The 26,234-nt window shown below is 68.8% G+C and carries 25 protein-coding genes and 1 riboswitch; of the genes, 12 read left to right on the forward strand and 13 right to left on the reverse strand.

Annotation, left to right across the window (positions count from 1 at the left end; all coding sequences use genetic code 11):
* Positions 1 to 145: 145 nt before the first annotated feature.
* Positions 146 to 2,554 carry a protein kinase gene (locus AB0I19_RS16165; protein ID WP_357149270.1) on the forward strand — a complete coding sequence of 803 codons (2,409 nt, stop codon included), beginning with the start codon at positions 146 to 148 and terminating at the stop codon, positions 2,552 to 2,554.
* Between the two features lie 89 nt (positions 2,555 to 2,643).
* Positions 2,644 to 4,419 carry a serine/threonine-protein kinase gene (locus AB0I19_RS16170; RefSeq protein ID WP_357149273.1) on the forward strand — a complete coding sequence of 592 codons (1,776 nt, stop codon included), beginning with the start codon at positions 2,644 to 2,646 and terminating at the stop codon, positions 4,417 to 4,419.
* On the opposite strand, the gene hpt is transcribed toward AB0I19_RS16170, so the two are convergent.
* The 4 genes from hpt to dacB form a co-directional block, all read right to left on the reverse strand.
* Positions 4,410 to 4,961: a hypoxanthine phosphoribosyltransferase gene (gene hpt, locus AB0I19_RS16175; RefSeq protein WP_067495798.1), complete on the reverse strand. Its 552-nt coding sequence runs from the start codon at positions 4,959 to 4,961 to the stop codon at positions 4,410 to 4,412. The two genes, AB0I19_RS16170 and hpt, sit on opposite strands and share 10 nt — an antisense overlap.
* Positions 4,962 to 5,008: 47 nt before the next feature.
* Positions 5,009 to 6,097 carry a tRNA lysidine(34) synthetase TilS gene (tilS, locus tag AB0I19_RS16180; protein ID WP_357149276.1) on the reverse strand — a complete coding sequence of 363 codons (1,089 nt, stop codon included), beginning with the start codon at positions 6,095 to 6,097 and terminating at the stop codon, positions 5,009 to 5,011.
* A 233-nt stretch (positions 6,098 to 6,330) separates the two neighbouring features.
* Positions 6,331 to 7,389, reverse strand: coding sequence for a zinc-dependent metalloprotease (locus AB0I19_RS16185; protein ID WP_357149279.1), 1,059 nt, complete (start codon positions 7,387 to 7,389; stop codon positions 6,331 to 6,333).
* Between the two features lie 12 nt (positions 7,390 to 7,401).
* Positions 7,402 to 8,859: a D-alanyl-D-alanine carboxypeptidase/D-alanyl-D-alanine-endopeptidase gene (gene dacB / locus AB0I19_RS16190; RefSeq protein ID WP_357149282.1), complete on the reverse strand. Its 1,458-nt coding sequence runs from the start codon at positions 8,857 to 8,859 to the stop codon at positions 7,402 to 7,404.
* Between the two features lie 157 nt (positions 8,860 to 9,016).
* Here dacB and AB0I19_RS16195 point away from each other — a divergent pair, with 157 nt between their 5' ends.
* Positions 9,017 to 9,505, forward strand: a complete 489-nt coding sequence (locus tag AB0I19_RS16195) for an inorganic diphosphatase (RefSeq protein ID WP_067495803.1) — start codon at positions 9,017 to 9,019, stop codon at positions 9,503 to 9,505.
* 68 nt (positions 9,506 to 9,573) lie between these two features.
* On the opposite strand, the gene AB0I19_RS16200 is transcribed toward AB0I19_RS16195, so the two are convergent.
* The 4 genes from AB0I19_RS16200 to AB0I19_RS16215 form a co-directional block, all read right to left on the reverse strand.
* A complete protein-coding gene (locus AB0I19_RS16200) occupies positions 9,574 to 9,804 on the reverse strand; it encodes a hypothetical protein (protein ID WP_067495806.1) in 231 nt (76 codons plus the stop codon).
* Between the two features lie 90 nt (positions 9,805 to 9,894).
* Complete coding sequence (locus tag AB0I19_RS16205; RefSeq protein WP_357149287.1) at positions 9,895 to 11,625, reverse strand: DHA2 family efflux MFS transporter permease subunit; 1,731 nt, start codon at positions 11,623 to 11,625, stop codon at positions 9,895 to 9,897.
* Complete coding sequence (locus AB0I19_RS16210; protein WP_357149290.1) at positions 11,622 to 12,101, reverse strand: MarR family transcriptional regulator; 480 nt, start codon at positions 12,099 to 12,101, stop codon at positions 11,622 to 11,624. The genes AB0I19_RS16205 and AB0I19_RS16210 overlap by 4 nt, the downstream gene beginning before the upstream one ends.
* An 89-nt stretch (positions 12,102 to 12,190) precedes the next feature.
* Entirely contained in the window at positions 12,191 to 13,012 is an 822-nt protein-coding gene (locus AB0I19_RS16215) for a crotonase/enoyl-CoA hydratase family protein (RefSeq protein WP_067640525.1), read from the reverse strand.
* A gap of 119 nt (positions 13,013 to 13,131) precedes the next feature.
* On the opposite strand from AB0I19_RS16215, the gene AB0I19_RS16220 reads away from it, so the two are divergent.
* The 4 genes from AB0I19_RS16220 (at position 13,132) to AB0I19_RS16235 (ending at position 14,810) form a co-directional block, all read left to right on the forward strand.
* Positions 13,132 to 13,608, forward strand: coding sequence for a YbaK/EbsC family protein (locus AB0I19_RS16220; protein ID WP_357149294.1), 477 nt, complete (start codon positions 13,132 to 13,134; stop codon positions 13,606 to 13,608).
* Between the two features lie 72 nt (positions 13,609 to 13,680).
* Positions 13,681 to 14,223, forward strand: a complete 543-nt coding sequence (locus tag AB0I19_RS16225) for a flavin reductase family protein (protein ID WP_357149403.1) — start codon at positions 13,681 to 13,683, stop codon at positions 14,221 to 14,223.
* 67 nt (positions 14,224 to 14,290) lie between these two features.
* Positions 14,291 to 14,548, forward strand: a complete 258-nt coding sequence (locus tag AB0I19_RS16230) for a type II toxin-antitoxin system Phd/YefM family antitoxin (RefSeq protein ID WP_357149297.1) — start codon at positions 14,291 to 14,293, stop codon at positions 14,546 to 14,548.
* On the forward strand, positions 14,541 to 14,810 hold the full coding sequence (locus tag AB0I19_RS16235) for a Txe/YoeB family addiction module toxin (protein WP_357149300.1): 270 nt from the start codon (positions 14,541 to 14,543) through the stop codon (positions 14,808 to 14,810). Before AB0I19_RS16230 ends, AB0I19_RS16235 begins: the two co-directional genes overlap by 8 nt.
* A gap of 11 nt (positions 14,811 to 14,821) precedes the next feature.
* Here AB0I19_RS16235 and AB0I19_RS16240 read toward each other — a convergent pair whose 3' ends face one another.
* Positions 14,822 to 16,135 carry an aminotransferase class V-fold PLP-dependent enzyme gene (locus AB0I19_RS16240; RefSeq protein ID WP_357149303.1) on the reverse strand — a complete coding sequence of 438 codons (1,314 nt, stop codon included), beginning with the start codon at positions 16,133 to 16,135 and terminating at the stop codon, positions 14,822 to 14,824.
* 41 nt (positions 16,136 to 16,176) lie between these two features.
* Positions 16,177 to 16,291, reverse strand: a riboswitch (SAM riboswitch).
* Positions 16,292 to 16,462: 171 nt separating this feature from the next.
* Here AB0I19_RS16240 and AB0I19_RS16245 point away from each other — a divergent pair.
* The 3 genes from AB0I19_RS16245 (at position 16,463) to AB0I19_RS16255 (ending at position 22,242) form a co-directional block, all read left to right on the forward strand.
* Positions 16,463 to 16,900 (forward strand): MarR family transcriptional regulator, encoded by a 438-nt coding sequence (locus tag AB0I19_RS16245; RefSeq protein WP_357149305.1) that lies wholly within the window; start codon positions 16,463 to 16,465, stop codon positions 16,898 to 16,900.
* Positions 16,901 to 17,029: 129 nt separating this feature from the next.
* Positions 17,030 to 20,911 (forward strand): Pls/PosA family non-ribosomal peptide synthetase, encoded by a 3,882-nt coding sequence (locus tag AB0I19_RS16250; protein WP_357149406.1) that lies wholly within the window; start codon positions 17,030 to 17,032, stop codon positions 20,909 to 20,911.
* A complete protein-coding gene (locus AB0I19_RS16255; RefSeq protein WP_357149409.1) occupies positions 20,911 to 22,242 on the forward strand; it encodes a M1 family metallopeptidase in 1,332 nt (443 codons plus the stop codon). Before AB0I19_RS16250 ends, AB0I19_RS16255 begins: the two co-directional genes overlap by 1 nt.
* Here AB0I19_RS16255 and AB0I19_RS16260 read toward each other — a convergent pair.
* Together AB0I19_RS16260 and AB0I19_RS16265 are read right to left on the reverse strand one after the other, a co-directional pair.
* Entirely contained in the window at positions 22,227 to 22,412 is a 186-nt protein-coding gene (locus AB0I19_RS16260) for a hypothetical protein (protein WP_067495829.1), read from the reverse strand. The genes AB0I19_RS16255 and AB0I19_RS16260 overlap by 16 nt on opposite strands.
* A 38-nt stretch (positions 22,413 to 22,450) precedes the next feature.
* Positions 22,451 to 22,906: a DUF2752 domain-containing protein gene (locus AB0I19_RS16265; protein ID WP_357149308.1), complete on the reverse strand. Its 456-nt coding sequence runs from the start codon at positions 22,904 to 22,906 to the stop codon at positions 22,451 to 22,453.
* Between the two features lie 190 nt (positions 22,907 to 23,096).
* Here AB0I19_RS16265 and AB0I19_RS16270 point away from each other — a divergent pair, with 190 nt between their 5' ends.
* Both AB0I19_RS16270 and AB0I19_RS16275 read left to right on the forward strand, forming a co-directional pair.
* Positions 23,097 to 24,185 (forward strand): alpha/beta hydrolase, encoded by a 1,089-nt coding sequence (locus AB0I19_RS16270; RefSeq protein WP_357149311.1) that lies wholly within the window; start codon positions 23,097 to 23,099, stop codon positions 24,183 to 24,185.
* Positions 24,186 to 24,332: 147 nt separating this feature from the next.
* Complete coding sequence (locus AB0I19_RS16275; protein WP_357149314.1) at positions 24,333 to 25,223, forward strand: hypothetical protein; 891 nt, start codon at positions 24,333 to 24,335, stop codon at positions 25,221 to 25,223.
* Here AB0I19_RS16275 and AB0I19_RS16280 read toward each other — a convergent pair.
* On the reverse strand, positions 25,220 to 25,588 hold the full coding sequence (locus AB0I19_RS16280; RefSeq protein WP_357149317.1) for a hypothetical protein: 369 nt from the start codon (positions 25,586 to 25,588) through the stop codon (positions 25,220 to 25,222). The genes AB0I19_RS16275 and AB0I19_RS16280 overlap by 4 nt on opposite strands.
* Positions 25,589 to 25,647: 59 nt before the next feature.
* Complete coding sequence (locus AB0I19_RS16285; RefSeq protein ID WP_357149319.1) at positions 25,648 to 26,160, reverse strand: hypothetical protein; 513 nt, start codon at positions 26,158 to 26,160, stop codon at positions 25,648 to 25,650.
* Positions 26,161 to 26,234: the final 74 nt, after the last annotated feature.

Here is a 26,234-nt window from a genome sequence, read left to right on the forward strand (position 1 = left end):
ATTCGCCCCCGTCGCATGGTCGTCGAAAATCGGGTGATCAGCTCTCCAGGCGCAAGTTATCATTTCGGGTACGGCTCGGGGCACGATGACGTCGGGTGTGGCGGAAGGAAATTCGTACCGATCCGCGCGAACCTTAGGTCGGCTGATGAGTGATAGCACCGCAAGCGGTGAACAACCCGACGCGAGTACCGGTCGGTATCTGAACGTGCGCGCCGACATGGTCGAGGCATTCGCCGCCGCCTGGGGCACGGTCGACGGCGAACCGCCCGATATCGCCGAATTCCTCCCCGATGCGCGCACGTTGCGCAGGCAGGCGTTGCACGAGTTGATCCGGGTGGATCTGCGTCAGCGGTGGTTGCATCACGCCGCCGAAACCATCGCCCGCAAACGGCTCACCGAGTACTGCGCGGAGTTTCCCGAACTCGAGCCCGAGGCGCTACCCGCCGGGTTGGTCTTCGAGGAGTTCGTGATCCGCAGGCACAGCGGTGAGCGGGTCGACCCGCGCGACTGCCTGCGCGAATACCCGCACCAGGCCCCCAGTCTGCGCGCCCTGCTCAACGCCGACGACCTGGACCAGAGCACCCACCGCGCCGTCGACCCCGACGCGACGGTGAACCAGCCACCCGAGCGGACCCGTAGTACTCAGGTGCCGAACTTCGACCTCACCGCGACAGCGACCGCGGCCGCGACAGCGACCTCGGCCGCCACGGCACCCGATTCGGTGCCCGGTGCGTTCGTCGCGCTCGACCGGATCGAGATCGGTCAGCGGATCGGCGACTTCGAGTTGCTCACGGGACTGGGGACGGGTGCGTTCGCGCGGGTGTTCCTGGCGCGGCAGCGGTCGATGCAGCGGCTGGTCGCGGTGAAGATCTCCGCCGATCGCGGCACGGAACCGCAGACGCTCGCCCAACTCGACCACGACTACATCGTCCGCGTGTTCGATCAGCAGTTGCTCGACGCGGATCCCGAGCCAACGGGCGCGCGCCGGTTGCGGCTGCTGTACATGCAGTTCCTGCCGGGCGGCACGCTGCTCGGCCTGTTGCGCTGGGTTCGCGCGACCGCGCCCGCCGAGCGGAGCGGAAGACTGCTGCTCGAGGCGGTCGACGCGGCGATGGAGGAGAAGGGCGAGATCCGCCCGACCGATTCCAGTGTGCGCGCCGAGATCGCCGCCCTGAGCTGGCCCGAGACCGTCGCCTGGTTGGGGCGCAGGCTGGCCGAGGCGCTCGACTACGCCGCCGCGCACGGTGTGCTGCACCGCGACGTGAAACCGGCGAATGTGCTGCTCACGGCCGAGGGCGTGCCCAAGCTGGCCGATTTCAACATCAGTTTCAGCCGGTCGGTCGAGGGCACGAGTCCGGTCGCCTACTTCGGCGGGTCGCTGTCGTACATGTCGCCGGAGCAGCTGGAGGCCTGTCATCCCGGGCGCGGCCGCAGCGCCGCCGACCTCGATACCCGCGCCGACATCTACTCCCTCGGCGTGGTGCTGTGGGAGCTGCTCACCGGGGCGAAACCGTTCGATGACTCCACCGCCGAAGCCGAGGGCCGAGGCGACGAGACCACCCTCGAGGCCATGCTCGAGCGGCGCAGTTCCGGCGTCGACCCGGCCGCGATGGACCGGGTGCCGCCGAACTGCCCGTCGGCGCTGCGCCGCGTCCTGCTCACCTGTCTGGCGCCCGATCGGGCGGGCCGCTGGGCCGACGGCGCGACGCTGGCCAAACAGTTCGACCTGTGCCTGGACGAACGCGCTCGCGACCTGGTCGACCCGCCGCCGAACAGCTGGCGGATCCGGTTGCGGCGCTGGCCGCTGCTGGTTCTGGTGCTGGCCATCGGCATCCCCAACGCCCTCGCCTCCTGGTACAACATCCAGCACAACCAGACGCTGGTGGTGAGCCGGCTCGGCGAGACGGCGCAGCAGACGTTCATCATCATCACGGCCGGCGTGAACCTGGTGTTCTTCCCCGCGGGCGCGGCGCTGCTGATCTATCTGGCCCGTTTCCTGTTGGGTGTGCCCGGCGGATTACGCAAGGGCAGACGCTACGACCCGGCCACCCTGCGCCGGGCCAGACACGACACCGTGCGCTTCGGCGACCAAGCCGTCGTCGTCGCCTTCTCCCTGTGGGCGCTGGCCGGCGTCACCTTCCCCATCGCGCTGCAACTGGCCACCGGCAATGTGCCCGGGCGGGCGGTGGTGCACTTCCTCGCATCGCTGCTGGTGTGCGGGGCTATCGCGGTGGCGTATCCGTTCTTCCTCGTCACGTTCTACCTGATCCGCTGCCTCTACCCGGTGTTCCTGCGCCACGGCGAGATCAGCGCCGACGACAGCGCCTGGCTGCGCGGGTTGAGCCGCCGCTGCACCTGGTATCTGGCCGTGGCCGCCTCGGTGCCGCTGCTCGCGGTGGCCGGGCTGACCTTCCTGCCGCCCGCCGACATCCCCTCGGTGATCGTCGCGGTCCGGGTGCTGTGCGTGGGCGGCATCATCGCCTTCATCGGCTCGTACCTGCTGTTCCGCGCACTCGAGGCCGACCTGCGGGCACTGGAACGGGTGGTCAGCTGAACCATCACGTCCCCGCGTGCGTATGCCAAACAGTGAGCTCCACCCGCACCGCGGAGGCGACCCGGCCCTCGCCTGTCCACAGCACGACCATGCATCCGGCCGATTGCCGTGCGCTCGACCGGATCGAGGTGGGCACGCGGCTCGGTGATTTCGAATTGCTCACCGAATTGGGCGCGGGCGCGTTCGCGCGGGTGTTCCTGGCCAGGCAGCGGTCGATGCAGCGGCTGGTGGCGGTGAAGGTGTCCGCCGACAGCGGCATCGAACCGCAGACGCTTGCCCAACTCGACCACGACTACATCGTGCGCGTCTTCGACCAGCAGGTCATCGACGGCTCGACCCCGCTTCGCCTGCTGTACATGCAGTTCCTGCCCGGCGGCACCCTGCTCGGCGTACTGCGCTGGGTGCGCGCAACCCCACCCGCCGAACGCACCAGCGCCCTGCTGCTCGACGCCGTCGACGCCGCCATGGAGGAAAAGGGTGAGATCCGCCCGGCCGACTCGGCGGTGCGCGGCGAGATCGCCGCACTGACCTGGCCCGAGACCGTCGCGTGGCTGGGCAGCCGCCTCGCGGCCGCGCTGAGCTACGCCGCCGCACGTGGCGTGCTGCATCGCGATGTGAAGCCTGCCAACGTGCTGCTCAGCGCCGAAGGCGTGCCGAAGCTGGCCGATTTCAACATCAGTTTCAGCCGCTCGGCCACCGAGGTGTCCGCCGCGTCCTACTTCGGTGGCTCGCTGGCATACATGTCACCCGAGCAGCTCGAGGCATGCTATTTCGGGCGCGATCCCGCCGACCTCGACACCCGCGCCGACATCTTCTCCCTCGGGGTGTTGCTGTGGGAACTGCTCACGGGGACAAAGCCTTTCGATGACGTCAACGACGACCCGGCCGCGGCGCTCGACCGCCGTCACGGTGCGGTGGTCGGTGAGCTGCCCGCCGATTGCCCGGCCGCGTTACGCCGGATTCTGCTCACCTGTCTGTCGCCCGAACGCGAGAATCGCTGGTCGGACGCCGACCTCCTGGTCGCGCAGTTCGACCTCTGCCTCGACCCCCACGCCCGCGAACTCGTCGACCCCCCACTACGCAGCTGGCGAAACCGCTTGCAGCCGTATCTTTTTCCCGTACTCGCACTAGCGATCCTCATCCCGAATCTGCTGGCGTCCTACTACAACCGGGGACTCAACATGTCCCTGCTCCACGGACTCGACCCCGCGGTCCAACCCATCCGGCGGACCTACGCGATCACCATGAACGCGGTCTTCTTCACCGCTGGCGCCGCCACCATGATCTATCTGGGCAGACGGCTGCTCACCGTGCCCCGCCGACTGCGCGCGGGCAGACCGTGCGAGCCGGCCGTGCTCGCGCGCACCGGCCGCGATTGCCTGCGCCTGGCCGACTGGGCCGTGGCCGTGGCCTTCGTCCTGTGGATCGCGGGCTCGGCCGGGTTGGCGATCACGTTGAACCTGGTCGACGACCCGCCGATGCGCACCGCGATCCACCTGCTGCTGGTCGCCTGCCTGTGCGCCGCGGTCGCGATGACCTACCCGTTCTTCCTCATCACCCTGTACCTGGTGCGCTGCGTGTATCCCCTGCTCCTACACCACGGCCAAGACCTGCGCGCCGACCACGCGGCGCTGTCGGGCCTGCGCGCCCGCTGCCACCGGTACCTGGTGCTGGCCGCGTCGATTCCGCTGCTCACCATCGCGGGCGCGACATTCCTGCCGGTCGACGACCTGCTCGCGACGCTCACCCCGCTGCGCACGGTGTGCGCGGGCGGGGTGCTCGGCTTCGTCGGGGCGCTGCTGGTGTTCCGGGTGATCGAGACCGATATCCGCGCGCTACTGCGGGTGGGCTCGGCTCAGGAGTAGACGGCGGGGTTCAGGGTGCCGATGTAGGGCAGGTCGCGGTAGCGCTCGGCGTAGTCGAGGCCGTAGCCGACGACGAACTCGTTGGGGATGTCGAAGCCGACGTGGGCCACGTCGACGGGGGTGCGTAAGGCGTCGGGCTTGCGCAGCAGGGTCACCACTTCCAGCGAGGCCGGGTTGCGGGTGGCCAGGTTGCGCTTGAGCCACGACAGGGTCAGGCCCGAGTCGATGATGTCCTCGACGATGAGGACGTTGCGGCCCGCGATGTCCTTGTCCAGGTCCTTCATGATGCGCACGACGCCCGAGGACGAGGTGGACGACCCGTAGGACGACACGGCCATGAATTCGAGCTGGGTGGGGATGGGCAGGGCCCTGGCGAAGTCGGTCACGAAGAAGATCGCGCCCTTGAGGACGCAGATCAGCAGCAGGTCGCCTTCGGGAGAATCCGGCGGGTACCGCTTGGCGACGAGTTCGGCGAGCTCTTCGATCTTTGCCTTGATCTCGTCTTCGGTGATCAGCACCGACGCGATGTCGTCTCCGTACACGGAAGTGGGTATCCCTTCGTGGTGTCGGTCCCGGCTCGACCGATCCATTATGTGGCATCGAAACGCGGCTGGGCGCGCACGGTCAGCGTGCCATGTTCGCGCACCACGACCAACCGGTGGGCCCTGCTCCCGCCCCCGATCGCCACCCCACCTTGACCGCGCCAGTTGCCCACCAGCTCGTCGATCGCCTGTAAGTGGGTGTTCATCAGGCCGCTGACGCCCTGTTCGGTCAGCCAGGCACGAACCGCTCGGCGACGCAGGGCCGCCGGTGCAGTGGTCAGAATCTCGATCGCGAGGGCGGACCGATCGGTGTTGTCGGCGCCACCAGCGGGCCGAGCCGACGACGACCCTTCGGCGGTCGGCGGCCGGGTCTCGCCGAGCACAGCTCGGCGTCGACCGGCAGGCATTCGGGCGGCATTCAGGAGTTCGCGCGCGAGGTCGTCGAGGACAGCACCGTCGGCGCGCAGCTGGTCGGCGGTGCGAGCCAATGCCTGCGCGACGCCGCCGCCGAGCACGTCCTTGAGCAGCGGCAGCACCTCGTTGCGCACCCGCACTCGCGTGTAGGCCGGGTCGTCGTTATGCGGATCCCGCCACGCCTCGATCCCCAGGTCGGCACACACCTGCTCGGTCTGGGCCCGCCGCACCCCGAGCAACGGCCGCCCCCACGGCTCGATCCACGACGCCATCCCCTGAATGGACCGCCCGCCCGACCCGCGCGCCAACCCGAGCAACACCGTTTCGGCCTGATCGTCGAGGGTGTGTCCGAGCAGCACCGGGCGCCCGTCGCGCACCGATTCCAGTGCCGCGTATCGAGCGCTGCGCGCGGCCGCCTCCATCCCCCCCGCACGCCCCACCTCGACCGCGACGATCCTGGCCTGAGCGCACCCGAGCGCCAGCGCCTGGTCGGCCGCCCGCCGGGCAACCTCGGCCGATCCGTCCTGCAGCCGGTGATCCACAACCACCGCGGTCACCGGCCCGGTCTCGACCACGGCAGCCGCGACCAGCGCCAGCGAATCGGCGCCCCCGGACAACGCGACAACGACCGGCCCCTGCCCGCCGTGGGCGAGGACCCACTCCCGCAACGCCCGCCGCACAACGAGCACAGCCGGGGTCTCGGGCAGCTTCGGCGCCGTCATCGACCAGCCCGTGGCTGTACCAACCCGGCGCCACCATCCCGGCGACACGACCCGGTGCCGCTGCCGGTCGCGTAAGTCATACCGGCAGGCTACTCAGCCGCAGGCTGATGCCGGCACCTCGGCCGCCGACGACCGCGAGCTCAGTTGAGCCGTCACCGAACCGACGACTCGCAAGGCGTCATCCGGTCGGCGAGCCTGGGCGGCCATGCGCGAATCCGCCGACACGCGGACCTCTACAGCACCCGGTCGATCCACCGTTGCGGCGAATCGACCTCGTCCAGCCGAGGCAGCGTGTCCGCGTTCGTCCAGATCGTGTTGAACTCCGTGACGCCCACCCGCTCGACCACCGCGTCGACGAACTTCTTGCCCCGCACGTATTGCGCCACCTTGGCGTCCACGCCGAGCAGCGCCCGCAGGATCCGCTGGATCGGGTTGGACGGCTTCTGCCTGCGCCGATCGAACGCGGCGCGGATGTGGGCCACGCTCGGCACCACCGAGGGGCCGACGGCGTCCATCACGTGGTCGGCGTGCCCTTCGAGCAGGGTGCCGAGCATGAGCAGCCGGTCGAGTGCCTCGCGCTGAGGTGGTGCCTGGGCCGCGCGCAGCAGGCCGACGATGCCCTTGGCGTTCGGGTCGTCGGCGAGGTCACCGTTGCGGCGGGCGCGCAGTTCGCCGACGAGCCGGGTGAGCATCTCGCTCATCGGTTCCTCGCCGACCTCGCTCAGGATGTCGACATTGGTGCGCATGTAGTCCGCGAGCCAGGGCGCCGAGGAGAACTGCACCCGGTGGGTCACCTCGTGCAGGCACACCCACAGCCGGAAATCGCTGGAGTCCACCCCGAGGGCACGTTCGACGCCGAGAATATTGGGCGCGACCAGCAGCAAGGTGCCGTCCGCACCGGTGAACGGGTCGTATTGGCCGAGGATCGCGGTGGACAGGAACGCCAGCATGGTCCCGGCCTGCACGCCCGCCGGTTTCCCCGCGAACGGGCCTTTGCCCGCGCCGGTGCCGGTGAGCACCGACATCGAGTCGGCGGCCGCCGCGATCCAGCCGGGCCGGTCGACGATCCGCGCCTCGGGTACCGGCCGGTCGTCGAGCAGCCCGCTCACCTCGCGCACCGGCATCTCGGCGAGGATCGAGGCCGAGGCCAGTTCGGCGACGACCTGTTCGGCGGTCTCGCGCGAGGTGCGTGGTCCCGGTGGCGCGAGCAGCGCCCCGGTCCTCGCGGCCAGTCGCCAGTCGACGACCGCACTGAATCCGGGATTCTTGCGCCCGGTCTTGTCCTCGCTCATCGCCACCCGCTCTCAGGAACATCCACAGTTGCGCAGGGCACCCGCCACCGCGTCGAGCGCGGGTCTGCTGACCTCCGGCAGCCGGTCGTTGGACATGAGCGCGAAGGTCAGTACCCGCCCGTCCCGGTCGAGCACATAACCGACCAACGCGCTTGCCACGCTCAGAGTTCCGGTCTTGGCCCGCACCCAGCCCGCGCCTTCCCGGTTCTGGGTGACGAAGCGAGGCGCGAGCGTCCCGGTTCCGCCCGCGACGGGCAGGTCGTCGAGCAGCGGTGCCAGCGCCGCTGCTCGCGGATCGTTCTCGGGCCTGGCCTGGGTACCGGCGGGCACGACGGCGGCGTCGCCGGTCGGCTTGGCTGCGGTGGCGACGATGGTGTCGAGCAGTCGCGGCGGCACCCGGTCGTCGACGGACAGGCCGCTGTTGTCGGCCAGGTGCAGGCCGTTCACGTCGAAGCCCGCGGTGGTGAGCGCGGCGGCGGTGGCGGCGGTGGCGCCGGCGAAGGACGCCTCGCGTCCGGTGGCGACGGCGAGTTCGCGGCCGATGGTCTCGGCGAGCACGTTGTCGGAATGGATCATCATGTCGTGCAAGCGGATTCGCAGCGGGGCCGACTCGACCTTCGCGATCTCGGCACCGGTGCTCGCGGCCTGACCGACGCGCACGGCGGCCGGGTCGATGCCGAGTTCGGCGGCCAGGGCGCGACCCGCGTCGAGTGCGGGGGTCGAGGTGCGCGGGGAGTAGTCGGCCGACGGGTCGAACCGCCCACCGTCGAGCATCACCGGTTCGATGGGGGTGATCGAGCCCTCGGGGATGTCGATCGGGTCCCAGCCGGCCGCCATGGTCGGACCGGTGTAGGCGGAGGTGTCGACGACGATCGCGCTCGCCTGCCTGCCCGCCGCCTTGATCTGCGCGGCGAGGTCGGCGATGCGTGGACCGTCGGTGTAGTAGCCGCCGTCGGCGCGGGTGGTGAGCGTCGGATCACCGCCGCCGACGAGCACCAGTTCCCCCGGTGCTCCGGCGACGACCCGGGTGGCGACCCGCTGATCGTCGGGCAGGGTGAGCAGCGCGGCCGCGACCAGCATGATCTTGGCCGTCGACGACGGGATCATCGCCTTGGTCGGCTCCTGGCTCCAGAGCACGGTTCCGCTGGTCGGATCGGTGACCTGGCCCGCGAACGCGCCGAGATCGGGGCTGCTGGTCACCTGCGCGAGCGCGGCGGCGATCCCGGCGACCGTCGGCGCGGGTGCGTCCGACCTGGCCGGGGCGATGGCGGTGGTCGGGGTGGCGGCCGACGGCGCGGCGGCGACGGTGAGTCCGCCGTGCCGGAATTCCGGCGTCCACGGCCGGGCGATCGCCGCGAATCCGCCGCCGATCAGCAGCAGGGCGGCGACCACCGCCGACAGCCAGATCCACCCCGACCGGCGACGTCGCGGCTCCTGCCATCCGGGATTCTGTTCGCTTGGACCGATCACGACCGTCGTTTCTCCTCTAGCCCGCCCGACGCCCGGCCGCGCTGAGCCGCCTGCCGCACCGGTGTTCTGGCACACCACACTATCCTCGTTGCGCAACGGTTCCCCAGAACGATCTGGCGATTCGGCACACAAGCACTCGAACGAGCAAGGAGATGGCGTGGAGTTCGACGTCACCATCGAGATTCCCAAGGGTTCTCGGAACAAGTACGAGGTCGATCACGAGAGCGGCCGGGTGAAGCTCGACCGGTACCTGTACACCTCCATGGCCTACCCGGCCGACTACGGCTTCATCGAGAACACCCTCGGCGAGGACGGCGATCCGCTGGACGCGCTGGTGCTGCTGCCGGAATCGGTGTTCCCCGGTGTCATCGTCGAGGCCCGCCCGGTGGCCGTGTACCGGATGACCGACGAGGCCGGTGGCGACGACAAGATCCTGTGCGTGCCCGCAGGCGACCCGCGCTGGGACTACATCCAGGACATCACCGACGTCCCGGAGTTCGAGCTGGCCGCGATCAAGCACTTCTTCGAGCGCTACAAGGACCTCGAGCCCAACAAGTTCGTGGAGGGTTCGGAGTGGCTGGATCGCGCCGAGGCCGTCAAGATCATCGATGAGGCCTTCGCCCGGCTGAAGGAATCCGGCCACTGAGCCGATAGACGACGAAAAACGGGAAGTCCGAAGGGGATTGGACTTCCCGTTTTTCTGTTCCTGGTGGATCAGTACCAGATGTAGAGGTCCCAGCCCTCCCAGGTCTCGACGCACTGCCAGTAGTAGCCGCCGGTGTAGGACGACTCGCCGTCGGCGCGGCACTGGTAGAGCTCGTAGTAGGTGCCGTAGTAGGTGCCCTCCGGCGCGGCCGCGGCGGCGGTGCCCGCGGTGACCGTCGACACCCCGGCGACGGTAGCCAGGGCCAGCAGTGCGGCGGCGATGGTGGTCTTGATGCGCATGTCGTTCTCCTGATGTTCGTTGCGACATCAGGAACGTTATGGCCGTTCGACCGCCGAAACAGCCACCCCTAGGTGGCCTTTCGGGCCCACCTAGGTCGCTTCACCTTTCCCACCCTTCGTCGACTGCGCGGCGATGTCGGTCATGGCGCCGATGCCGTCGGCGGCTTTCGCGTCGCCGGCCGACTGCAGGCCACCCGACATCCGCAGCGGCACTTCCTTCCAGAACAGCACGAGCAGCAGCGCCAGCAGCGCGACACCGGTGGCGAACAGGAACACCGTCGACATGGAGTCGGCGAAGCCCACCTGGAACGGTTCGGCCAGCTGCGGGTCGAGTTGCTGGATGATCGAGCTGTCCTGCAACACCTTTCCGGCCGCCGAGGTGTCCTGGGCCAGCAGACCCTGCGACAGTGCGGCATCGGCCGGGTTGCTGCTGCGCGCGCCCTCCACCACGGCCTGCTGGTAGGCCGGGTCGGTCGCCGCCTGCCGCAGTTCTTCGGTGATGTTCGGGGTGAGCAGCGTGAACAGGACCGACAGGAACACCGCGGCGCCGAGGGTGCCACCGATCTGCCGGAAGAACGTGGCCGCGGCGGTGGACACACCCATGTCCTTGGGCGGCAACGCGTTCTGCAGGGCGAGGGTGAGCGGCTGCATCAGGTTGCCGAGGCCGAAACCGGCGACGGCCATGTAGATCATCGCCAGCCACAGCGGGCTGTGCGCGTCGAGCAGGTGCAGCAGGAACAGGCCGAGGGTGAGCGTGGCCGCGCCGATCAGCGGGAAGGCGCGGTAGCTCCCGGTCTTGGAGATCAACCTGCCCGAGAGGATGGAACCGAGCATCAGACCGAGCACCATCGGCAGCATCTGCAGACCCGCCTCGGTCGGCCCCGCACCGCGCACCACCTGCAGGTATTGCGGCAGCAACAGCATCCCACCGAACATCGCCGCACCGACGACGAACGAGATGACCACACCGAGGGTGAAGGTGACATTGTCGAAGATGCGCAGCGGGATCAGCGCCGCGTCACCCATGTACTTCTCGATCGCGACGAACCCGATCAGCCCGAGCGCGCCGATCACGTAACAGATCACCGAACCGGTACTGCCCCAGCCCCACTCGCGCCCCTGCTCGGCCACGATCAGCAGCGGGACGAGCCCCACCGCGAGCACGAGCGCGCCCGCGAAGTCGATGCGGTGGGTGGCGTGCGGCTTGCGCGGCAGGTGCAGCACCCGCGTCACGACGACCAGCGCGAGCAGGCCGAGCGGCACGTTCACCAGGAACACCCAGCGCCAGCCGGTGATGCCGAGAATGCTGTCCTGCCCGGCCAGCAGACCGCCGAGCACCGGCCCGAGCACACTCGAAATGCCGAACACGGCAAGGAAATAGCCCTGGTAGCGGGCGCGTTCACGCGGTCCGATGATGTCGCCCATGATGGCCAGCGCCAGCGACATCAGGCCACCCGCGCCGAGCCCTTGGAAGGCGCGGAACGCGGCGAGCTGATACATCGACTGCGCCAGCGTGCACAGCAGCGAACCGATGATGAACAGCCCGATCGCGGTGAGGAAGAACGGCTTTCGGCCGAACATGTCCGAGAGCTTGCCGTAGAGCGGGGTGCTGATCGTCGCGGTGATGAGGTAGGCCGTTGTCGCCCAAGCCTGCAGCGAGTAGCCGTGCAGGTCGTCGGCGATGGTGCGGATGGAGGTCGACACGATCGTCTGATCGAGCGAAGCCAGCAGCATGCCGAGCATCAACCCGGACAGGATGGTCAGAATCTGACGGTGGGTGAAACCGGCGGGTGATTCCTCCACTGCCACGGTCGTCGTCACGAGTCGTTCTCCGATGGGTTGAGCGTGAGGAGCAGGGGCCGGGCCCGGTCGTAGTCCTCCACGAAGCGGGTGAGCAGGGCGGCGAAGTGCTCGCGGTCGGGTTCGGGCCAGTCCTTGGTGACGATCGCGATGGATTCGCGACGCCGCTGCCGGATCCGGTCGGCGGTCTCGCGGCCGTAGTCGGTGGCCTGTAGCACGGTGGCGCGCCCGTCGTCGGGGTCGGCGGTGCGGACCACGAGCCCGCGTTCCACCAGTTGCGCCACCTGCCTGCTCACCGTCGAGGCATCCGAATTCACCGCCTCCGCGAGCGCGCCCGAGCGCATCGGCCCGTCGCACACCAGCCGGAACAGCACGACGAAGCCCGCCGGTTCGATGCCCGAGCGGTCCTTCATCTGGGCGAGGGCGCGGTCGCGCAGCCGGTGCAGGCGCACGAGCTGGACGGCGATCGTGTCGATCGCCGGGTCGAACTCCGTCACCACATCACCCTTTACTTGCATCAGCCAATTAGTTGTGTGATGCAAGTATGTGGGTAGACCGGTTGCCGGGGCAACCGTTTTAGCGGCGTTTACTCCCCCTTGAACTGCGGGGCGCGCTTCTGGAAGACCGCCGTCATCGCCTCGGTGAGGTCGTGCGAGGGCAGGAACGCCGCGTTCCACGCCGAGACGTAGCGCAGGCCGTCGGCCACACCCGGGGCGGTCCGGTGCTCGAGCACATCCTTGATGCCCTGCACCACCAGCGGCGGGTTGTCGGCGATCTCGCGCGCCATCGCGTGCGCCGCCGCGAGCACCGCTTCCTGATCGGCGAACACCTCGTTCACCAGACCGATCCGCTCGGCCCGGGCCGCGTCGATATCCTTTGCGGTGTAAGCCAATTCGCGCAGGTGGCCCTCACCGATGATGCCCGGCAGACGCTGCAGCGAACCGATGTCGGCCACGATCGCCACCTTCGCCTCACGCAGGCTGAACTTGGCGTCGGCGCTGGCCAGGCGGATGTCGGCGGCCGCGATCAGGTCGAGCCCGCCACCGATGCACCACCCCGACACCGCCGCGATCACCGGCTTCACACAGGTGGCCACCGAGGTGACGGAGTCCTGCATGCGCCGGACCTCCTTGAGGAACTCGGTGCGCTGGGCCGCCTTGGCGCCGTCGGCCAGCACCGGGCCGAGCGTGCCGCCCATCGCGGCCAGGTCGAGGCCGTAGGAGAAATGCTTGCCCGACCCGGTGAGCACGACGGCGCGCACCTGCGGATCGGCGTCCAGCTCGGCGAAGATCTCCGGCAGTTCGCGCCAGAAATCCGGTCCCATCGCATTGCCCTTGCCGGGCCCGGTCAGGGTGACCTGGGCGATATTGTCGGCGATCTCGACGGCGAAGGCCTTCCATTCACTCATGCGCTGATTATGGCCTCATCGGGTGCGCCCACCCCGTCCGGCGTCCGGAGCGAATTCGCGGCAACCCGAAAATCTCACTCTCCCGGCATAATTCGATCGGCCGTCCTACTCTGGATGACATGCGCAGGTCGTCCTTGCCGATGGTCGCGTGCCGGGTGGCCGACACGCTCATCGCGCGCGGCCACCACGGCGTCATCGTCTCCCCCGACACGCCCACCTCCAGCGCCATCGACGCCGCACGCGCCTTCGGCGCCCACCCGAGCGCCATCACCACCGCCCAGCTGTTCCTCCTCGACAACGACCCGGTCCTGCTGCTGGTAGCCGCCCATCACCAGGTGAACCTGCACCGCACCGGTCCACGCCTCGAAGGAAAGCTCACCCCCTGCCCCACCGCCCTCGCCGAGCGGGTCACCGGTCAGCCCATCACCGGCACCGCCCCCGTCGGCCACCCGACCAACCTGCCCACCTGGGTCGACACCGCCCTGGCCGCCCACCGTGAGATCTGGGCTGCGGGCGGCCACCCCACCACCGTCTTCCGCACCAGCTACCGCGAACTCATCCGCATCACCGCGGGATTGCCCGTGGACATCGACTGAAGGGTTTTCCTCGGCGTGAGCCTGTCCATAGGCGGCCCAGGATGTCGGGCGTAGTTTGGGGCTGTGGGTGATATGCGACGAACTCCGGCCGACCTCGTGGTTCCCGACGACCTGAGTGGGATCACCGCCGAGCAGTATCGGGCGTCGATGCGGCACTATCCGGCAGGCGTCACGGTGGTGACGATCGGCGCCGACGCCGGTCCGGTCGGCTTCACCGCGACCTCGTTCGCGTCGCTGTCGTTGGAGCCGCCGCTGGTGTCGTTCAATATCGCGCACACCTCGTCGAGCATCGATGCCCTGCGCGCCGCCGATTCCGTGGTCATCCATTTCCTCGGCGAACACCAGCACCACCTGGCCCACCGCTTCTCCCGCTCGGCCGCCGACCGCTTCACCGACCGAGCCCTGTGGACCACCCTCGACACCGGCGAACCGATCCTGCACGGCACCCCCATCTGGCTCCGCACCACCATTCACCAACTCATCGACCTGGGCGACCACACCTTGGCCGTAGGCCTGGTAACCAGAGTCCACGACGAATCAGCCGACTCCCCCTCCGCCGCCCCCCTCCTCTACTACAACGGCAGATACCACCGCCCCACCCCCCTCGACACCTGACAGTCGATCGACAACACAAGCTCAGTAGTCGTACAATATTTTGTACAACTACTGAGCGAGGTTCCCGATGACTGCACTACCTATCTCCACCGCCCGCCAGAACCTGTTCAAGCTGGTACAGCAGGTCAACGACGACCACGACACCGTCACCGTCGTTACGAAGTCCGGAGAGAACGCGGTCATAGTCGCCGAGTCCGATTGGAACTCGATTCAGGAGACCCTGTACGTACTTGCCACGCACGGCGGTGTGCGACTGCTCGAATCCGCTCGTGACGCACGTGAAGGCAAGTTCGAAGCCCATGAGCTGATCGATCCTGATGCCTGACCGCAAGCTGGCATTCAGCGCCTACGGGTGGGAGACCTATACCTCATGGCTTGCGCCTGACCGTACCGTCCTCAAAGCAGCGAACAAGGTCATCACCGCCGTTTTGGCCGATCCGTTCGCGGGGATCGGCAAACCTGAGCCGTTGAAGCATCATCTCGCCGGCAACTGGTCGCGCCGCATCACCCGGGAGCACCGGATGATCTACTACGTCACCGATTCCGAGATCGTCGTCATCGCAGTCGGCGGCCACTACGACGAGTAGCCGCCGAGCCCTCAGCCGATGAGGCAGGGGGTGGCGCCGGTGGGGTCGGGGGTGAGGGGGCGGGTTTCGGGGGTGGGGTTCCAGTGGCCGTTGGTGGGGGCGTAGGTCCAGGTGGGGCCGGTGGTTACCAGGGTGGCGAGAGCGGTGATCAGGCGGTCGATGTCGGCGGGGGTGGTGCCCAGGCCGATGCTGGCGCGGAGGGCGGCGTCGAGGCCGAGACTTGTCAGGAGGGGGTGGGCGCAGAAGCGGCCGTCGCGCAGGCCGATGGCGTGTTCGGCGGAGAGGTAGGCGGCGACGTGGCCGGGGGTGTAGCCGTCGACGGTGAAGGCGACGATGCCGACGGAGTCGGGGCTGTCGGACCAGATCCGGACGGGGTTGACGCCGGGGATGGCGGCGAGCCCGTCGCGCAGGCGGTCGGCGAGGGCACGCTCGTGGGCGACCAGTTCCTCGGGGTCGAGGGCGGCGAGCGCGTCACAGGCGGCGGCGATGGCGGCCGCGCCGAGGACATTGGGTGAGCCGGCTTCGTGACGCTGCGGCGCCGGAGCCCACTCCGCTTCCGCCACACCGACATTGCGCACCGCGCCACCACCGGCCAGGTACGGATCGGCCGCGTCGAGCCAGTCGCGCCTGCCGACGAGCACCCCGGACCCGAACGGCGCGTACAGCTTGTGCCCGGAGAATGCCAGGTAGTCGATTCCGCTCTCGCGCAGGGAGATCCGCCGATGCGGCGCGAGCTGGGCGGCGTCGACGAGAATCCGCGCACCACACAGATGCGCGATGTGGGCCAGCCGCTCCAGCGGCAGCACCTCACCGGTCACATTCGACGCACCGGTGACGGCGAGCAAAGCCGCAGGCCTGCTGCACAATTCGGCGACGATCCGCTGAATGGTCTCCTCGAGCGTCGCGGCGGCCCGGACGACCCTTCGCCCGTTGCGCGTCCACGGCAGGAAGTTGGCGTGGTGTTCGATGTCGAGCACCACCGTCTCCCCCGGCACACAGCCGGCCAGCAGGTTCAGCGAGTCGGTGGTGTTGCGGGTGAACACGACGACCTGGTCGTCGGCGGCGTCGAGGAACCGGCCGACCGAGCCGCGCGAGGCCTCGTAGCACTCGGTGGAGATCCGCGAGGCGTACCCGGCGCCGCGGTGCACGCTGGCGTAGTACGGCAGCAGTTGCGAAATCCGGTCGGTGACCTGGCGCAACGCTGGTGCGCTCGCCGCGTAGTCGAAGTTGGCGTAGGTGCTCGTTCCGCCTTGGACGAGCGGCACGCGCAGGTCGGCACCGGAAACGGCGGCGAGGGCACAGGTGGGGTCGATTACAGCGGTCATGACGAATATCCCGTCGGCTCAGGGACTCACCACGTAGAGAGAGTCCGCGCTTGCCGCGTCCACCTCGGACGTCGGCCTGGTCGTCACCCGGAGCACCCCACCGCGGAGGAGGGTTGCCGACCAGCTAGCCGGGGCTTGTCGCTGGTACTCGTGACCTGGCATCGAGATTGGCAGACGATCCGGGCCGCTGTCAACCACCGATCGAAAGATGTTGCTCGCCACCACGTCCCGATTGCCCCTGGATTGCCCATGCACAAACGTGCGGCAATTCCGATCATGGACGCCCCAAATGATTGAGTTCCCCCACTATTTGTTAGAGTGGCCGTCATGCCCTCGACCACGAACCCCGAACGCGGCCTGGCGCGCTACCCGGTGTACGCGCTCGGCAGGCTCACCAAGGCCATGCACGCCGAGATCGACGTCCCGCTGCGCGACCACTGGGTGCTCACCTTCATCGGGGAGAACGCCGACCTCACCCAGAAGAAAGTCGGCGAGTCGCTCGGCATCGACCGCAGCGAGGTGGTCCGCCTGATCGACGCGCTGGAGGGCGCGGGCCTGGTCGAACGCACCCGCGATGGCAAGGATCGCCGCAAATACCGGCTGCGCATCACCGAAGCGGGCCGCAAACAGTGCAAGCGCACCGACAAGCTGATCGCCGAGGCCACCGCTCGCGTCCTCGCCCGGCTCGACGCCGACGAGCAGGTCACCCTGCACCGGCTCGCGCTCACCGCACTCGGCGAGACACCCGCGGCGCCCGCCCCGTAGCTGCCGGGCGCGCACGACAACTCCCGGTACCGTTGGCAACTGGTGACCATCCCGTTTGCCCTCCGGTAACCCGACCGTGAAACAACAGACACCGATGGGGGTCAACCGATGAGAGGTGGACTGAGCACGATGCTCGAGCCACGCACCGAGGACCCGGCGAACCGGCGGCACGATCCGCTGCTGCGCGCCGATCTGGCCGCGCCGCCACGCACCCTGGTCGACATTCTCACCAGCACCGCCCTCGCCCACCCCGACGCGCCCGCGATCGACGACGGCACGACCGTGCTCAGTTACATGGAACTGGTCACCGCGATCGAGGCAAGGATGACCGAGCTCGCCGCGACCGGGGTCCGCCCGGGCGACCGGGTGGGCGTGCGGATGCCCTCGGGCAGCGCCGCGCTGTACGTCACCATTCTCGCGGTGCTCTACTGCGGCGCCGCCTACGTGCCCGTCGACGCCGACGACCCGGAGGAACGCGCCCGCCTCGTCTTCGGTGAGGCGCGGGTGAGTGCGATCGCGACCGCCGCGGGCATCGAGTCCGACACCGCCGTCGCGGGCAACGGGCACAGCGACCCGCACACCCTGCCGACACCCGCCGACGACGCCTGGATCATCTTCACCTCCGGTTCCACCGGCACCCCGAAAGGTGTTGCGGTGACCCATCGCAACGCCGCCGCGTTCGTCGACGCCGAGGCCCGGTTGTTCCTGCGCGACGCCCCGATCGGCCCCGGCGACCGCGTGCTGGCCGGCCTGTCGGTGGCGTTCGACGCCTCCTGCGAGGAGATGTGGCTGGCCTGGCGCAACGGCGCCTGCCTGGTTCCCGCCCCGCGCGACCTGGTCCGCACCGGCGCCGACCTCGGGCCGTGGTTGATGCGCCGCGAGATCAGCGTCGTCTCCACGGTGCCGACGCTGGCCGCCACGTGGCCCTCGGATGCCCTGGAATCGGTGCGGCTGCTGATCTTCGGCGGCGAGGCCGTGCCGCCGGAGCTGGCCGAACGTCTGGCAGGGGCCGACCGCGAGGTCTGGAACACCTACGGGCCGACCGAGGCGACGGTCGTCGCGTGCGCGGCACTGCTCACCGGCGAGATGCCTGTGCGCATCGGTCTGCCGCTCGACGGCTGGGACCTCACCGTGGTCGACCCGCAGGGCAACCCGGTACCGACGGGCGAAACCGGCGAACTCGTGATCGGCGGTGTCGGCCTGGCCCGTTACCTCGACCCGGCCAAGGACGCCGAGAAGTACGCCCCGCTGCCGTCGCTCGGCTGGGAACGCGCTTATCGCAGTGGCGATCTCGTGCGCAACGACCCCGAGGGCCTGATCTTCCTCGGCCGCGCCGACGATCAGATCAAGATCGGTGGCCGCCGCATCGAACTCGGCGAGATCGACAACGCCCTGCAGCACCTGCCCGGCGTGAGCGGTGCGGCTGCGGCGATCCGGACGACCAAGGCGGGCAACAAGATCCTCGTCGGCTACCTCACCGGCGCCGGACCGGACTTCGACGCCAAACAGGCCAGAAAGATTCTGGCCGAACAGCTTCCGGCCCCGTTGGTTCCGCGCCTGGCGGTGGTTGCCGACCTGCCGACACGCACCTCCGGCAAGGTCGACCGCGATGCGCTGCCCTGGCCGCTGCCGAGTACCGAGGACACCGCCGACCACGGGCTGAGCGGCACCGCCGCCTGGGTCGCGGGACTGTGGGACGCCATTCTCGGCGCCGAGGTCACCGATCTGGATACCGACTTCTTCGATGTGGGCGGCGGTTCGCTCTCGGCCGCCCAGCTGGTCGGCGCGCTGCGCGAGCGGTATCCGCACGTCACCGTGGCCGATCTCTACGACCATCCGCGCCTGGGTTCGCTGGTGCAGTTCCTCGACGGCAGCGCCCCTGTGGCCGCCGTCGACGCGCGGGTGGTGGAACCGACTCCCCTGCGCGCTCAGCTCACCCAGGTACTGGCCACCATCCCGCTCACCACGCTCACCGGCTTGCAGTGGGTCACCTGGCTGGCGGTGGTGTCGGCGATCGCCGGCTGGTCCGGTTCGCTGCCGTGGTTGCCCCGGTTGTCGTGGTGGTGGATCGTGCTTGCCTTCGTACTGTTCATCTCGCCGATCGGCCGGATGACACTGTGCGTCGCGGGCGCCCGCGTGCTGCTCGCCGGGGTGCGACCCGGCACCTACCCGCGCGGTTCGTGGGTGCATCTTCGCCTGTGGGCGGCCGTGCGGCTCTCGGAAGCCAGTGGCGCCGAAAGCCTTTCGGGTGCACCGCTGATGGTGCCGTTCGCGCGGGCGCTCGGCGCCGAGATCGGCAAGGGCGTCGACCTGCACTCCCTGCCGCCGGTCACCGGCATGCTCGAACTCGGTGACGGTGCGAGCGTGGAACCCGAGGTCGACCTGTCCGGTTACTGGGTCGACGGCGACCGCGTACACATCGGCGGCATCACCATCGGCGACGGCGCGGTGATCGGCGCCAGGTCGATCCTGCTGCCCGGAACCAAGATCGGTAAGCGGGCCGAGATCGCGCCCGGTTCGGCCGTGTCCGGCAAGGTCAAGGGCGAACAGGAATGGGCAGGCTCGCCGGCGGCGAAGACCGGTAAGGCACCGCGCCGCTGGCCCGACCACTCCCCCGAGCGCGCCAGGCATTGGCTGATCGTGTTCGGTCTGTCATCGATGGCGCTGGCCGCGATGCCGGTGCTGGGCCTGGCCGTCGGCGGCACGTTCATCGCCTGGTGGGTGCGCGAGGAGACGACCATCGGCGCCGCCGCCCTGCGCGGTTTCGCCATCCTGCCGGTCGCCACCCTGCTCAGCCTCGGTGTGTACGCGGTGGCGACGGTGATCGCGGTCCGCCTGCTCGGCATCGGCCTGCGCGAGGGCTACCACCCTGTGCGCAGCCGCACGGGCTGGCAGGTGTGGGCCACCGAACGCCTGCTCGACTCCGCACGCACCTTCCTGTTCCCGCTGTACGCCAGCCTGCTCACCCCGATCTGGTTGCGGCTGCTCGGTGCGCGCATCGGCAAGAACGTCGAAGCCTCGACCGTGCTGTTGCTGCCCAAGTTCACCGTGGTCGCCGACGGCGCGTTCCTGGCCGACGACACCATGATCGGCAGTTACGAACTCGGCGGCGGCTGGTTGCGCATCGGCGAGGCCAAGGTCGGAAAGCGCGCCTTCCTCGGCAATTCCGGGATGACCGCGCCCGGTCGCCGGGTGCCGAAGAACGGGCTCGTCGCGGTGCTGTCGGCGGCGCCGAGCAAGGCGAAGGCCGGGTCGTCGTGGCTGGGCAGCCCGCCCGTGCGGTTGCGTCGCGCGGCCGAATCCTCCGATACCTCCCGCACTTTCGACCCGCCGCTGCGGTTGAAGCTGGCGCGCGCGTTCGTGGAGACCTGCCGGTTGATCCCGGTGATGGTGACCTTCGCCATCGGCCTCGGCGTGCTGTTCACCCTGGCCCTGATCGCCCAGCACAGCGACTATCTGGTCGCGGCGCTGCTGTCGGGAGCGGTGCTGATGGTGGCGGGCGCGGTGGCGGGCATGATCGCTGTCGCCGCGAAATGGCTTCTGGTAGGACGTATCCGGGCGGTGGAGCATCCACTGTGGAGCTCGTTCGTGTGGCGTAACGAGGTGTCGGACGCCTTCGTCGAGACCGTCGCCGCGCCCTGGTTCGCCCGGGCCGCCACGGGTACCCCGGTGATGAATCTGTGGTTGCGCGGACTCGGTGCCAAGATCGGCCGAGGGGTATGGTGCGAATCCTATTGGCTTCCGGAGGCAGACCTGGTGACACTCGGTGACGGCGCGACCGTGGAACGCGGCTGCGTGGTGCAGACCCACCTGTTCCACGACCGCATCATGTCCATGGACACGGTGACCCTCGACGCCGGCGCGACCCTCGGCCCGCACTGCGTCGCCCTGCCCGCCGCCCACATCGGCGCGGGCGCCACCATCGGACCGGCCTCGCTCGTCATGCGCGGCGACGTGGTCCCCCCGTCGACCCGCTGGTGGGGCAACCCCATCACGCCCTGGGCCAGTTGATGCGCTCGTTCTACGAGGACCCGATCGACGTCTACCTCCCGCAGAACGGTAATCGCGGGTACCGGGTGTCGCGCTACGAGCTGGAGCTGAGCTACAAACCGGCCAGCAATCGGCTGGCCGGGCGCGCGGTGATCATCGCGGTCACCACCGAGGTCCGTTCGTCGTTCACCCTCGACCTGTCCCCCGCGCTCGGGGTGTCGAAGGTGTTCGTCAACGGATCCAAGTCGGTGAAGTTCAGTCATCAGCGCGGCAAGCTGGCGCTCACCCCGCAGCAGAAGATCCCGGCGGGCGGGGTGCTCGAGATCGCCGTGCACTATTCGGGCACGCCGAAACCGGTGCGCGGACCGTGGGGCGAGGTGGGCTGGGAGGAGCTCACCGAGGGCTCACTGGTGGCCAGCCAGCCCAACGGCGCGGCGTCGTGGTTCCCCTGCGACGACCACCCGAGTTCCAAAGCGTCCTACCGCATTTCGATCACCACCGACAGCCCGTACTACGCGCTGGCCAACGGCACCCTGATGCGTAAGCAGGCCAAGGCGAGCCAGACCACCTGGGTGTACGAGGCACCCGAACCGATGGCCACCTACCTGGCGACCATCCAGATCGGCAACTACCGCAAGTACCGCGTGGGCAGTCCCGGCGAGCCGGTGCCGATGCAGGCGATCGTCCCGCCGCGGTTGCGCGCGAACTTCGAGCACGACTTCGCGCGTCAGCCGCAGATGATGGCGTTGTTCACCGAGAAATTCGGGCCGTACCCGTTCGAGAACTACAGCGTGGTCGTCACCGACGACGACCTCGACATCCCGATCGAGGCACAGGGCATCTCCATTTTCGGCGCCAACCACTGCGACGGTAGGCGCGGCGCCGAACGGCTCGTCGCTCACGAACTGGCACACCAGTGGTTCGGCAACAGCCTGACCCTGCGGCAGTGGCGCGACATCTGGCTGCACGAAGGCTTCGCCTGTTACGCCGAATGGCTCTGGTCGGAGGCCTCGGGCGGGCCGGGCGCCGATCAGCTGGCGCGCGCCGCGCACGCGAACCTGGCCCGCCAACCGCAGGACATCATCGTCGGCGATCCCGGCCCGGCGGACATGTTCGACGACCGCGTCTACAAGCGCGGCGCCCTCACCCTGCACGCGTTGCGCCTGGAACTGCGCGACCACCTGTTCTTCCAGCTCATCCGCGAATGGACCGCGCGCTATCGGCATTCGTCGGTGACCACCGAGGACTTCGTCGACCTCGCGGGTCATTACAGCGTCGCCCCGCTGCGCGGGCTGTTCGCGGTGTGGCTTGGCACCAAGCCGTTGCCGCAGCTGCCTCAGAACACCAAGTAGCGCTGGGCCAATTCCTCGACGAGGGGGTCGTCGGCGGGCACCATCTCGAGTGCTTCCAGATCGTCGGCCACCGAAATGTGGCGGTTGTCGTCCTGCTCGGGGTCGGGCCCGTCCTCGGCGAGATGACGCTGCAACTTCTGCCGGACCCGGTCCTTCAGTGAATCGCGCATAGTTCCAGATTGCCCGTCGACCCGTGCGCACGCCAGCTTCAGACGGGCGTGAGCCAGATCCCCCACGGGGTGTTGCGCAGCACCGAATACCCGATGAGCAGGCCGAAGAACGCCCACACCGTCACCGGGCTCAAGCCGGGTAAACGCCAGCCTTGCCCGCGTCTGGCGCGCAGGAACCAGTCGACGACGAAGGCCGCGAACGCGAGGGTCAGCGGCAGCGCGAGCAGGTTGCTGTGCAGCGAATCGATGATGCGGCCGTCGGTGAGGTTGTGCATCGCGCGCATCCCGCCGCAGCCGGGGCAGTACACCCCGAACATCGCGTACACCGGACACAAGCCGTAGGAACCCTCCACATGCGGGTCGCGGAAATGCAGCAGAGCCAGGGTGCCGATCCCGAGACCAGCGGCGATCAGCGGCGGCGCGAACCGTCGCCAGGGCGGCGCCGGGGTGCCGGCTGCGCCGGAAATCCCGGTCGCGACGTGCGCGTTGTCCACCCTCTTACGGTAACGGCGCCCGGTGGGAGCCGCCACAACGCCTGTAATTCCCCGGCCGCTTCGGACGATTTCACAAGGTAAGCGGGTGTTGATACCCACTCGGCAACAAATGGGACACTCTGACCCGCTAACACTAGCTAGCACGCAAGCTCGCACTGTACGGTGGCCTACGACACAAAGGAGTGCCGATATGCTTGCGAAGTCGATGATGACGCTCGCGGCAGCGCGTTCCACGGTCTCGAGTTTCGAGTCCGGCGCACTGACCGCCCAGTTCCGTGCCGGGCTGCGTACCCGCAGTTTCGCCACCGCGAAGCTCAACGCCCCCGCCGCCCCGCACCGGGTCGTCCCGGTCACCACGGCCGACGGCGCCGAGCTCCGGGTGCACGTCTACGGCGACGACACCGCTCCGACGCTGGTGCTCATCCACGGCTGGGCGTGCAGCATCGAGTACTGGAACCCGCAGATCAGCGCCTTCGCCGACAGCTATCGCGTGGTCGCCTACGACCAGCGCGGTCACGGCGAATCGACGCTCGGCACCGCGGCCCCCAGCGAGCACACCCTCGCCGACGACCTCGCCACCGTCCTCGAAGCGACGCTTCGCCCCGGCGAACAGGCCGTGCTCGCCGGTCACAGCATGGGTGGCCTGACCATTCAGGCCTGGGCCAAGCATCACCCCGAGCAGGTCACCGAGCGAGCCGCCGCCGTGCTGCTGGCCAATACCGCCAACTCCGACATCCGCGCCGAAACCGACCTGCTGCCGCTGCTCAACAAGCAGCTCACCGTGGCCACCACCCCGGTGACCATCCTCGGCGCGCCGATCCGGATGCCGCAGCAGATCAGCGAGACCGTCCTGTTCACGCCGGTCCCGATCCCGGGCGGCTGGCTCACCGAGCAGGTGTTCCGCTACCGCATCCTCACCCCGGAGGCGACCGCCGACGAGATCGACTTCGCGATCGGCATCATCCGCTCGTGTCGTCCGCTCGCCCGCGCCCGGCACGCCGCGGCCATGGCCGACATGGACCTCACCGCGGGCACCGCCAACCTGACGGTCCCCACCACGGTGATCGCCAGCGCCCAGGACCGCCTCCTCCCGCCGCGCATGTCACGACCCATGGTCGAGGTCCTGCGCCGCTCCGGCCACCTGACCGACTTCCACGTCCTGCCGCACGGTCACCTCAGCAATATCGAAGACACCGAAGCCTTCGACACCGCCCTGCACCGAATTCTGCGCACTGCCACGAACTCTCGGTTCACCCGAGGCGCGACCGCCACGAGCTGACCCGAGCTTGCTCTTCCTGAGTCCGATCAACGGCGATCGGCTCAGGAGGACCCGCCACCGAAGGCCCTCGACCGTCGCGGTCGAGGGCCTTTTCAGGTCCCGGCTCTGGCATGATCGAGACGACTCGCCCGACTGTTCGGAGGGCTGATGTACGTCTACACGAATCTGTCCGCGGCACTGCGCGACAAGACCTCGCCGCTGCGCGAGTACCTGCACAGCCGTTATCCGAATACCCGCGCCGTGCAGGGTGCTTATCGTCGCGCGGCCGGGCCGCTGCTCGTCGACACGGGTGGCGCCAACCCCGCCACGCTGGGCGCCGCGTTCGACTTCGAGGTCAGGTTCCTGCTCGTCCCCGACCATGAGCCGGTGCTGCCGCTACTCGGCTTCTTCGGTTTCCCGCAGGAGTCGGCGGTGATCGAATCGGTGATCGAGACCGCTCAGGCCGCGGTCGCCTCGACGGCCGAGGACGTCGACCGGCTCAGCCGCGCCTGCTGGGCACTAGCTCTGTGCACGGATGTGTACCGCCGCAACCTATTGCGCGAATCCGCCCTCGACAACCTGCTGAGAACGGGCCGCTTCACCCCCGACCACCTGCTTGCCCTCGCCCCACCCGACGCGATCCGCCAACTCTGGGAACTGCGCGGCCTCGCCGAAGAACACCTCTTCCCCCACCTGGGATCCCCGACCTACCCCGGCCCCACGTTCGACGCATCGGTCCTGTGCAACGCCGACGCCGACCTCATCAGCGCCCACACCCTGCTCGACCTGAAAACGCATCTGGGCCCGAAGAATCAACGCACCGGCATCCGCTCCGACGCCCTGACCAGCAACGACCTGTACCAGATCATCACCTACGCCCTCTTCGACCACTCCGACGCCTACCACCTGACCGAGGTAGGCATCTACTCCGCCCGCTACGCCCACCTGGAAACCTGGACCCTGACCCACCTGCTGGCCACGCTCGCAGGCACCGACATCGACCTCACCGAGGAACGCGAAACGGTCTGGAAACTCCTCGGTGGGCCGCTGCGTTCCTAGTCGCGATACACCACGACATAGGCGTTGGTCGCGGTCCCGATGCTGTAGGGCCCGATGCACGAAGCCGATCCCTGCCCCGTCGCCTTGATCGCCCCACTCCACGACCCCTGGTAGGGCCCGATTCCCATGAGCGGGAACGCATTCGGAATGCCGGCCAGTCCCCAGCACTCGACGATCAGGCTGTACTCGCGACTCGCGGGCGCACCGGTGTCATGACAGCTGACCGAAGCGCCGACCAGATCGCGGGTTACCACACAGTCTTGTGGGCCCGCGTGCGCGGCGCCGGAACCGACAACAGCCGAGAACCCCACCACCGCCGCTGCGGCGGCTGTGAGGCGAACTGCCGCGACAACTGATTTCCTCATACGGAATCTCCCTTGGCTCGTTATATAGCAGTCGGGCATATCGTTAGCGTTGTTACACATCAGGGCAACAGCAGTCCCCAGTACAGGGCCCACAGGGTGAATCCGACGCCGCCGACGACAACCAGCACCCATCGGACGCGCGCACCCTTCCCCGCGCCATCGAGTATGGCCCCGCGTCGGGCGACGAGGTAGATGAGCGAGCACACCGCACACACCGCGATCACCTGCAAGGCCAGCCAGGGCAGCGTGCGACCGAACAGCAACGGACCGAACGAGGTCGCCCTGGTCGACGCCACGTACAGCACCTGGGCGATCGTGCCGATGATTCCTGTCGCGGCCGTTGTCACCAGCACGCGTGCTACTCCGGCTCGCGGCAGACGCCACGCACTGGCAAACCCGGTGAACGCGTAGCCGAGCAGGGCGAACACGGTGCCGAGGAAGAGGACCAACAACGCCGTCGGCGATTCCCACCACGCCTGTGGTGCCAGCGGTGGCACCGAATGTGCTTGCGCGGCGGGTTCGTCCGAGTGCTTGCCCGCAGAACCGGGCAGGCCTTTCACCCAATCGCCCACGAGCTCGGGGTATCCGGGCGCCAGGTCCGCACCCTTGTCGAAACCGTCGGTGGTCGTGAAGGCGCCGTGCTGCG

It is taken from the genome of Nocardia sp. NPDC050413 (assembly GCF_040655475.1).
Taxonomy (GTDB): Bacteria; Actinomycetota; Actinomycetes; order Mycobacteriales; family Mycobacteriaceae; genus Nocardia; species Nocardia coubleae.

Bases quoted from the DNA above. Each gene is read 5' to 3' on its own strand.
- AB0I19_RS16245 (WP_357149305.1), top strand. From the start codon at position 16,463: ATGCCCTCGACCACGAACCCCGAACGCGGCCTGGCGCGCTACCCGGTG.
- AB0I19_RS16185 (WP_357149279.1), bottom strand. From the start codon at position 7,389: ATGAGCGAGGACAAGACCGGGCGCAAGAATCCCGGATTCAGTGCGGTC.
- AB0I19_RS16230 (WP_357149297.1), top strand. From the start codon at position 14,291: ATGACTGCACTACCTATCTCCACCGCCCGCCAGAACCTGTTCAAGCTG.
- AB0I19_RS16275 (WP_357149314.1), top strand. From the start codon at position 24,333: ATGTACGTCTACACGAATCTGTCCGCGGCACTGCGCGACAAGACCTCG.
- AB0I19_RS16235 (WP_357149300.1), top strand. From the start codon at position 14,541: ATGCCTGACCGCAAGCTGGCATTCAGCGCCTACGGGTGGGAGACCTAT.
- AB0I19_RS16260 (WP_067495829.1), bottom strand. From the start codon at position 22,412: ATGCGCGATTCACTGAAGGACCGGGTCCGGCAGAAGTTGCAGCGTCAT.
- AB0I19_RS16215 (WP_067640525.1), bottom strand. From the start codon at position 13,012: ATGAGTGAATGGAAGGCCTTCGCCGTCGAGATCGCCGACAATATCGCC.
- AB0I19_RS16280 (WP_357149317.1), bottom strand. From the start codon at position 25,588: ATGAGGAAATCAGTTGTCGCGGCAGTTCGCCTCACAGCCGCCGCAGCG.
- AB0I19_RS16240 (WP_357149303.1), bottom strand. From the start codon at position 16,135: ATGACCGCTGTAATCGACCCCACCTGTGCCCTCGCCGCCGTTTCCGGT.
- AB0I19_RS16220 (WP_357149294.1), top strand. From the start codon at position 13,132: ATGCGCAGGTCGTCCTTGCCGATGGTCGCGTGCCGGGTGGCCGACACG.
- AB0I19_RS16165 (WP_357149270.1), top strand. From the start codon at position 146: ATGAGTGATAGCACCGCAAGCGGTGAACAACCCGACGCGAGTACCGGT.
- AB0I19_RS16250 (WP_357149406.1), top strand. From the start codon at position 17,030: ATGCTCGAGCCACGCACCGAGGACCCGGCGAACCGGCGGCACGATCCG.
- AB0I19_RS16255 (WP_357149409.1), top strand. From the start codon at position 20,911: ATGCGCTCGTTCTACGAGGACCCGATCGACGTCTACCTCCCGCAGAAC.
- AB0I19_RS16270 (WP_357149311.1), top strand. From the start codon at position 23,097: ATGCTTGCGAAGTCGATGATGACGCTCGCGGCAGCGCGTTCCACGGTC.
- AB0I19_RS16200 (WP_067495806.1), bottom strand. From the start codon at position 9,804: ATGCGCATCAAGACCACCATCGCCGCCGCACTGCTGGCCCTGGCTACC.
- AB0I19_RS16225 (WP_357149403.1), top strand. From the start codon at position 13,681: ATGCGACGAACTCCGGCCGACCTCGTGGTTCCCGACGACCTGAGTGGG.
- tilS (WP_357149276.1), bottom strand. From the start codon at position 6,097: ATGACGGCGCCGAAGCTGCCCGAGACCCCGGCTGTGCTCGTTGTGCGG.
- AB0I19_RS16170 (WP_357149273.1), top strand. From the start codon at position 2,644: ATGCATCCGGCCGATTGCCGTGCGCTCGACCGGATCGAGGTGGGCACG.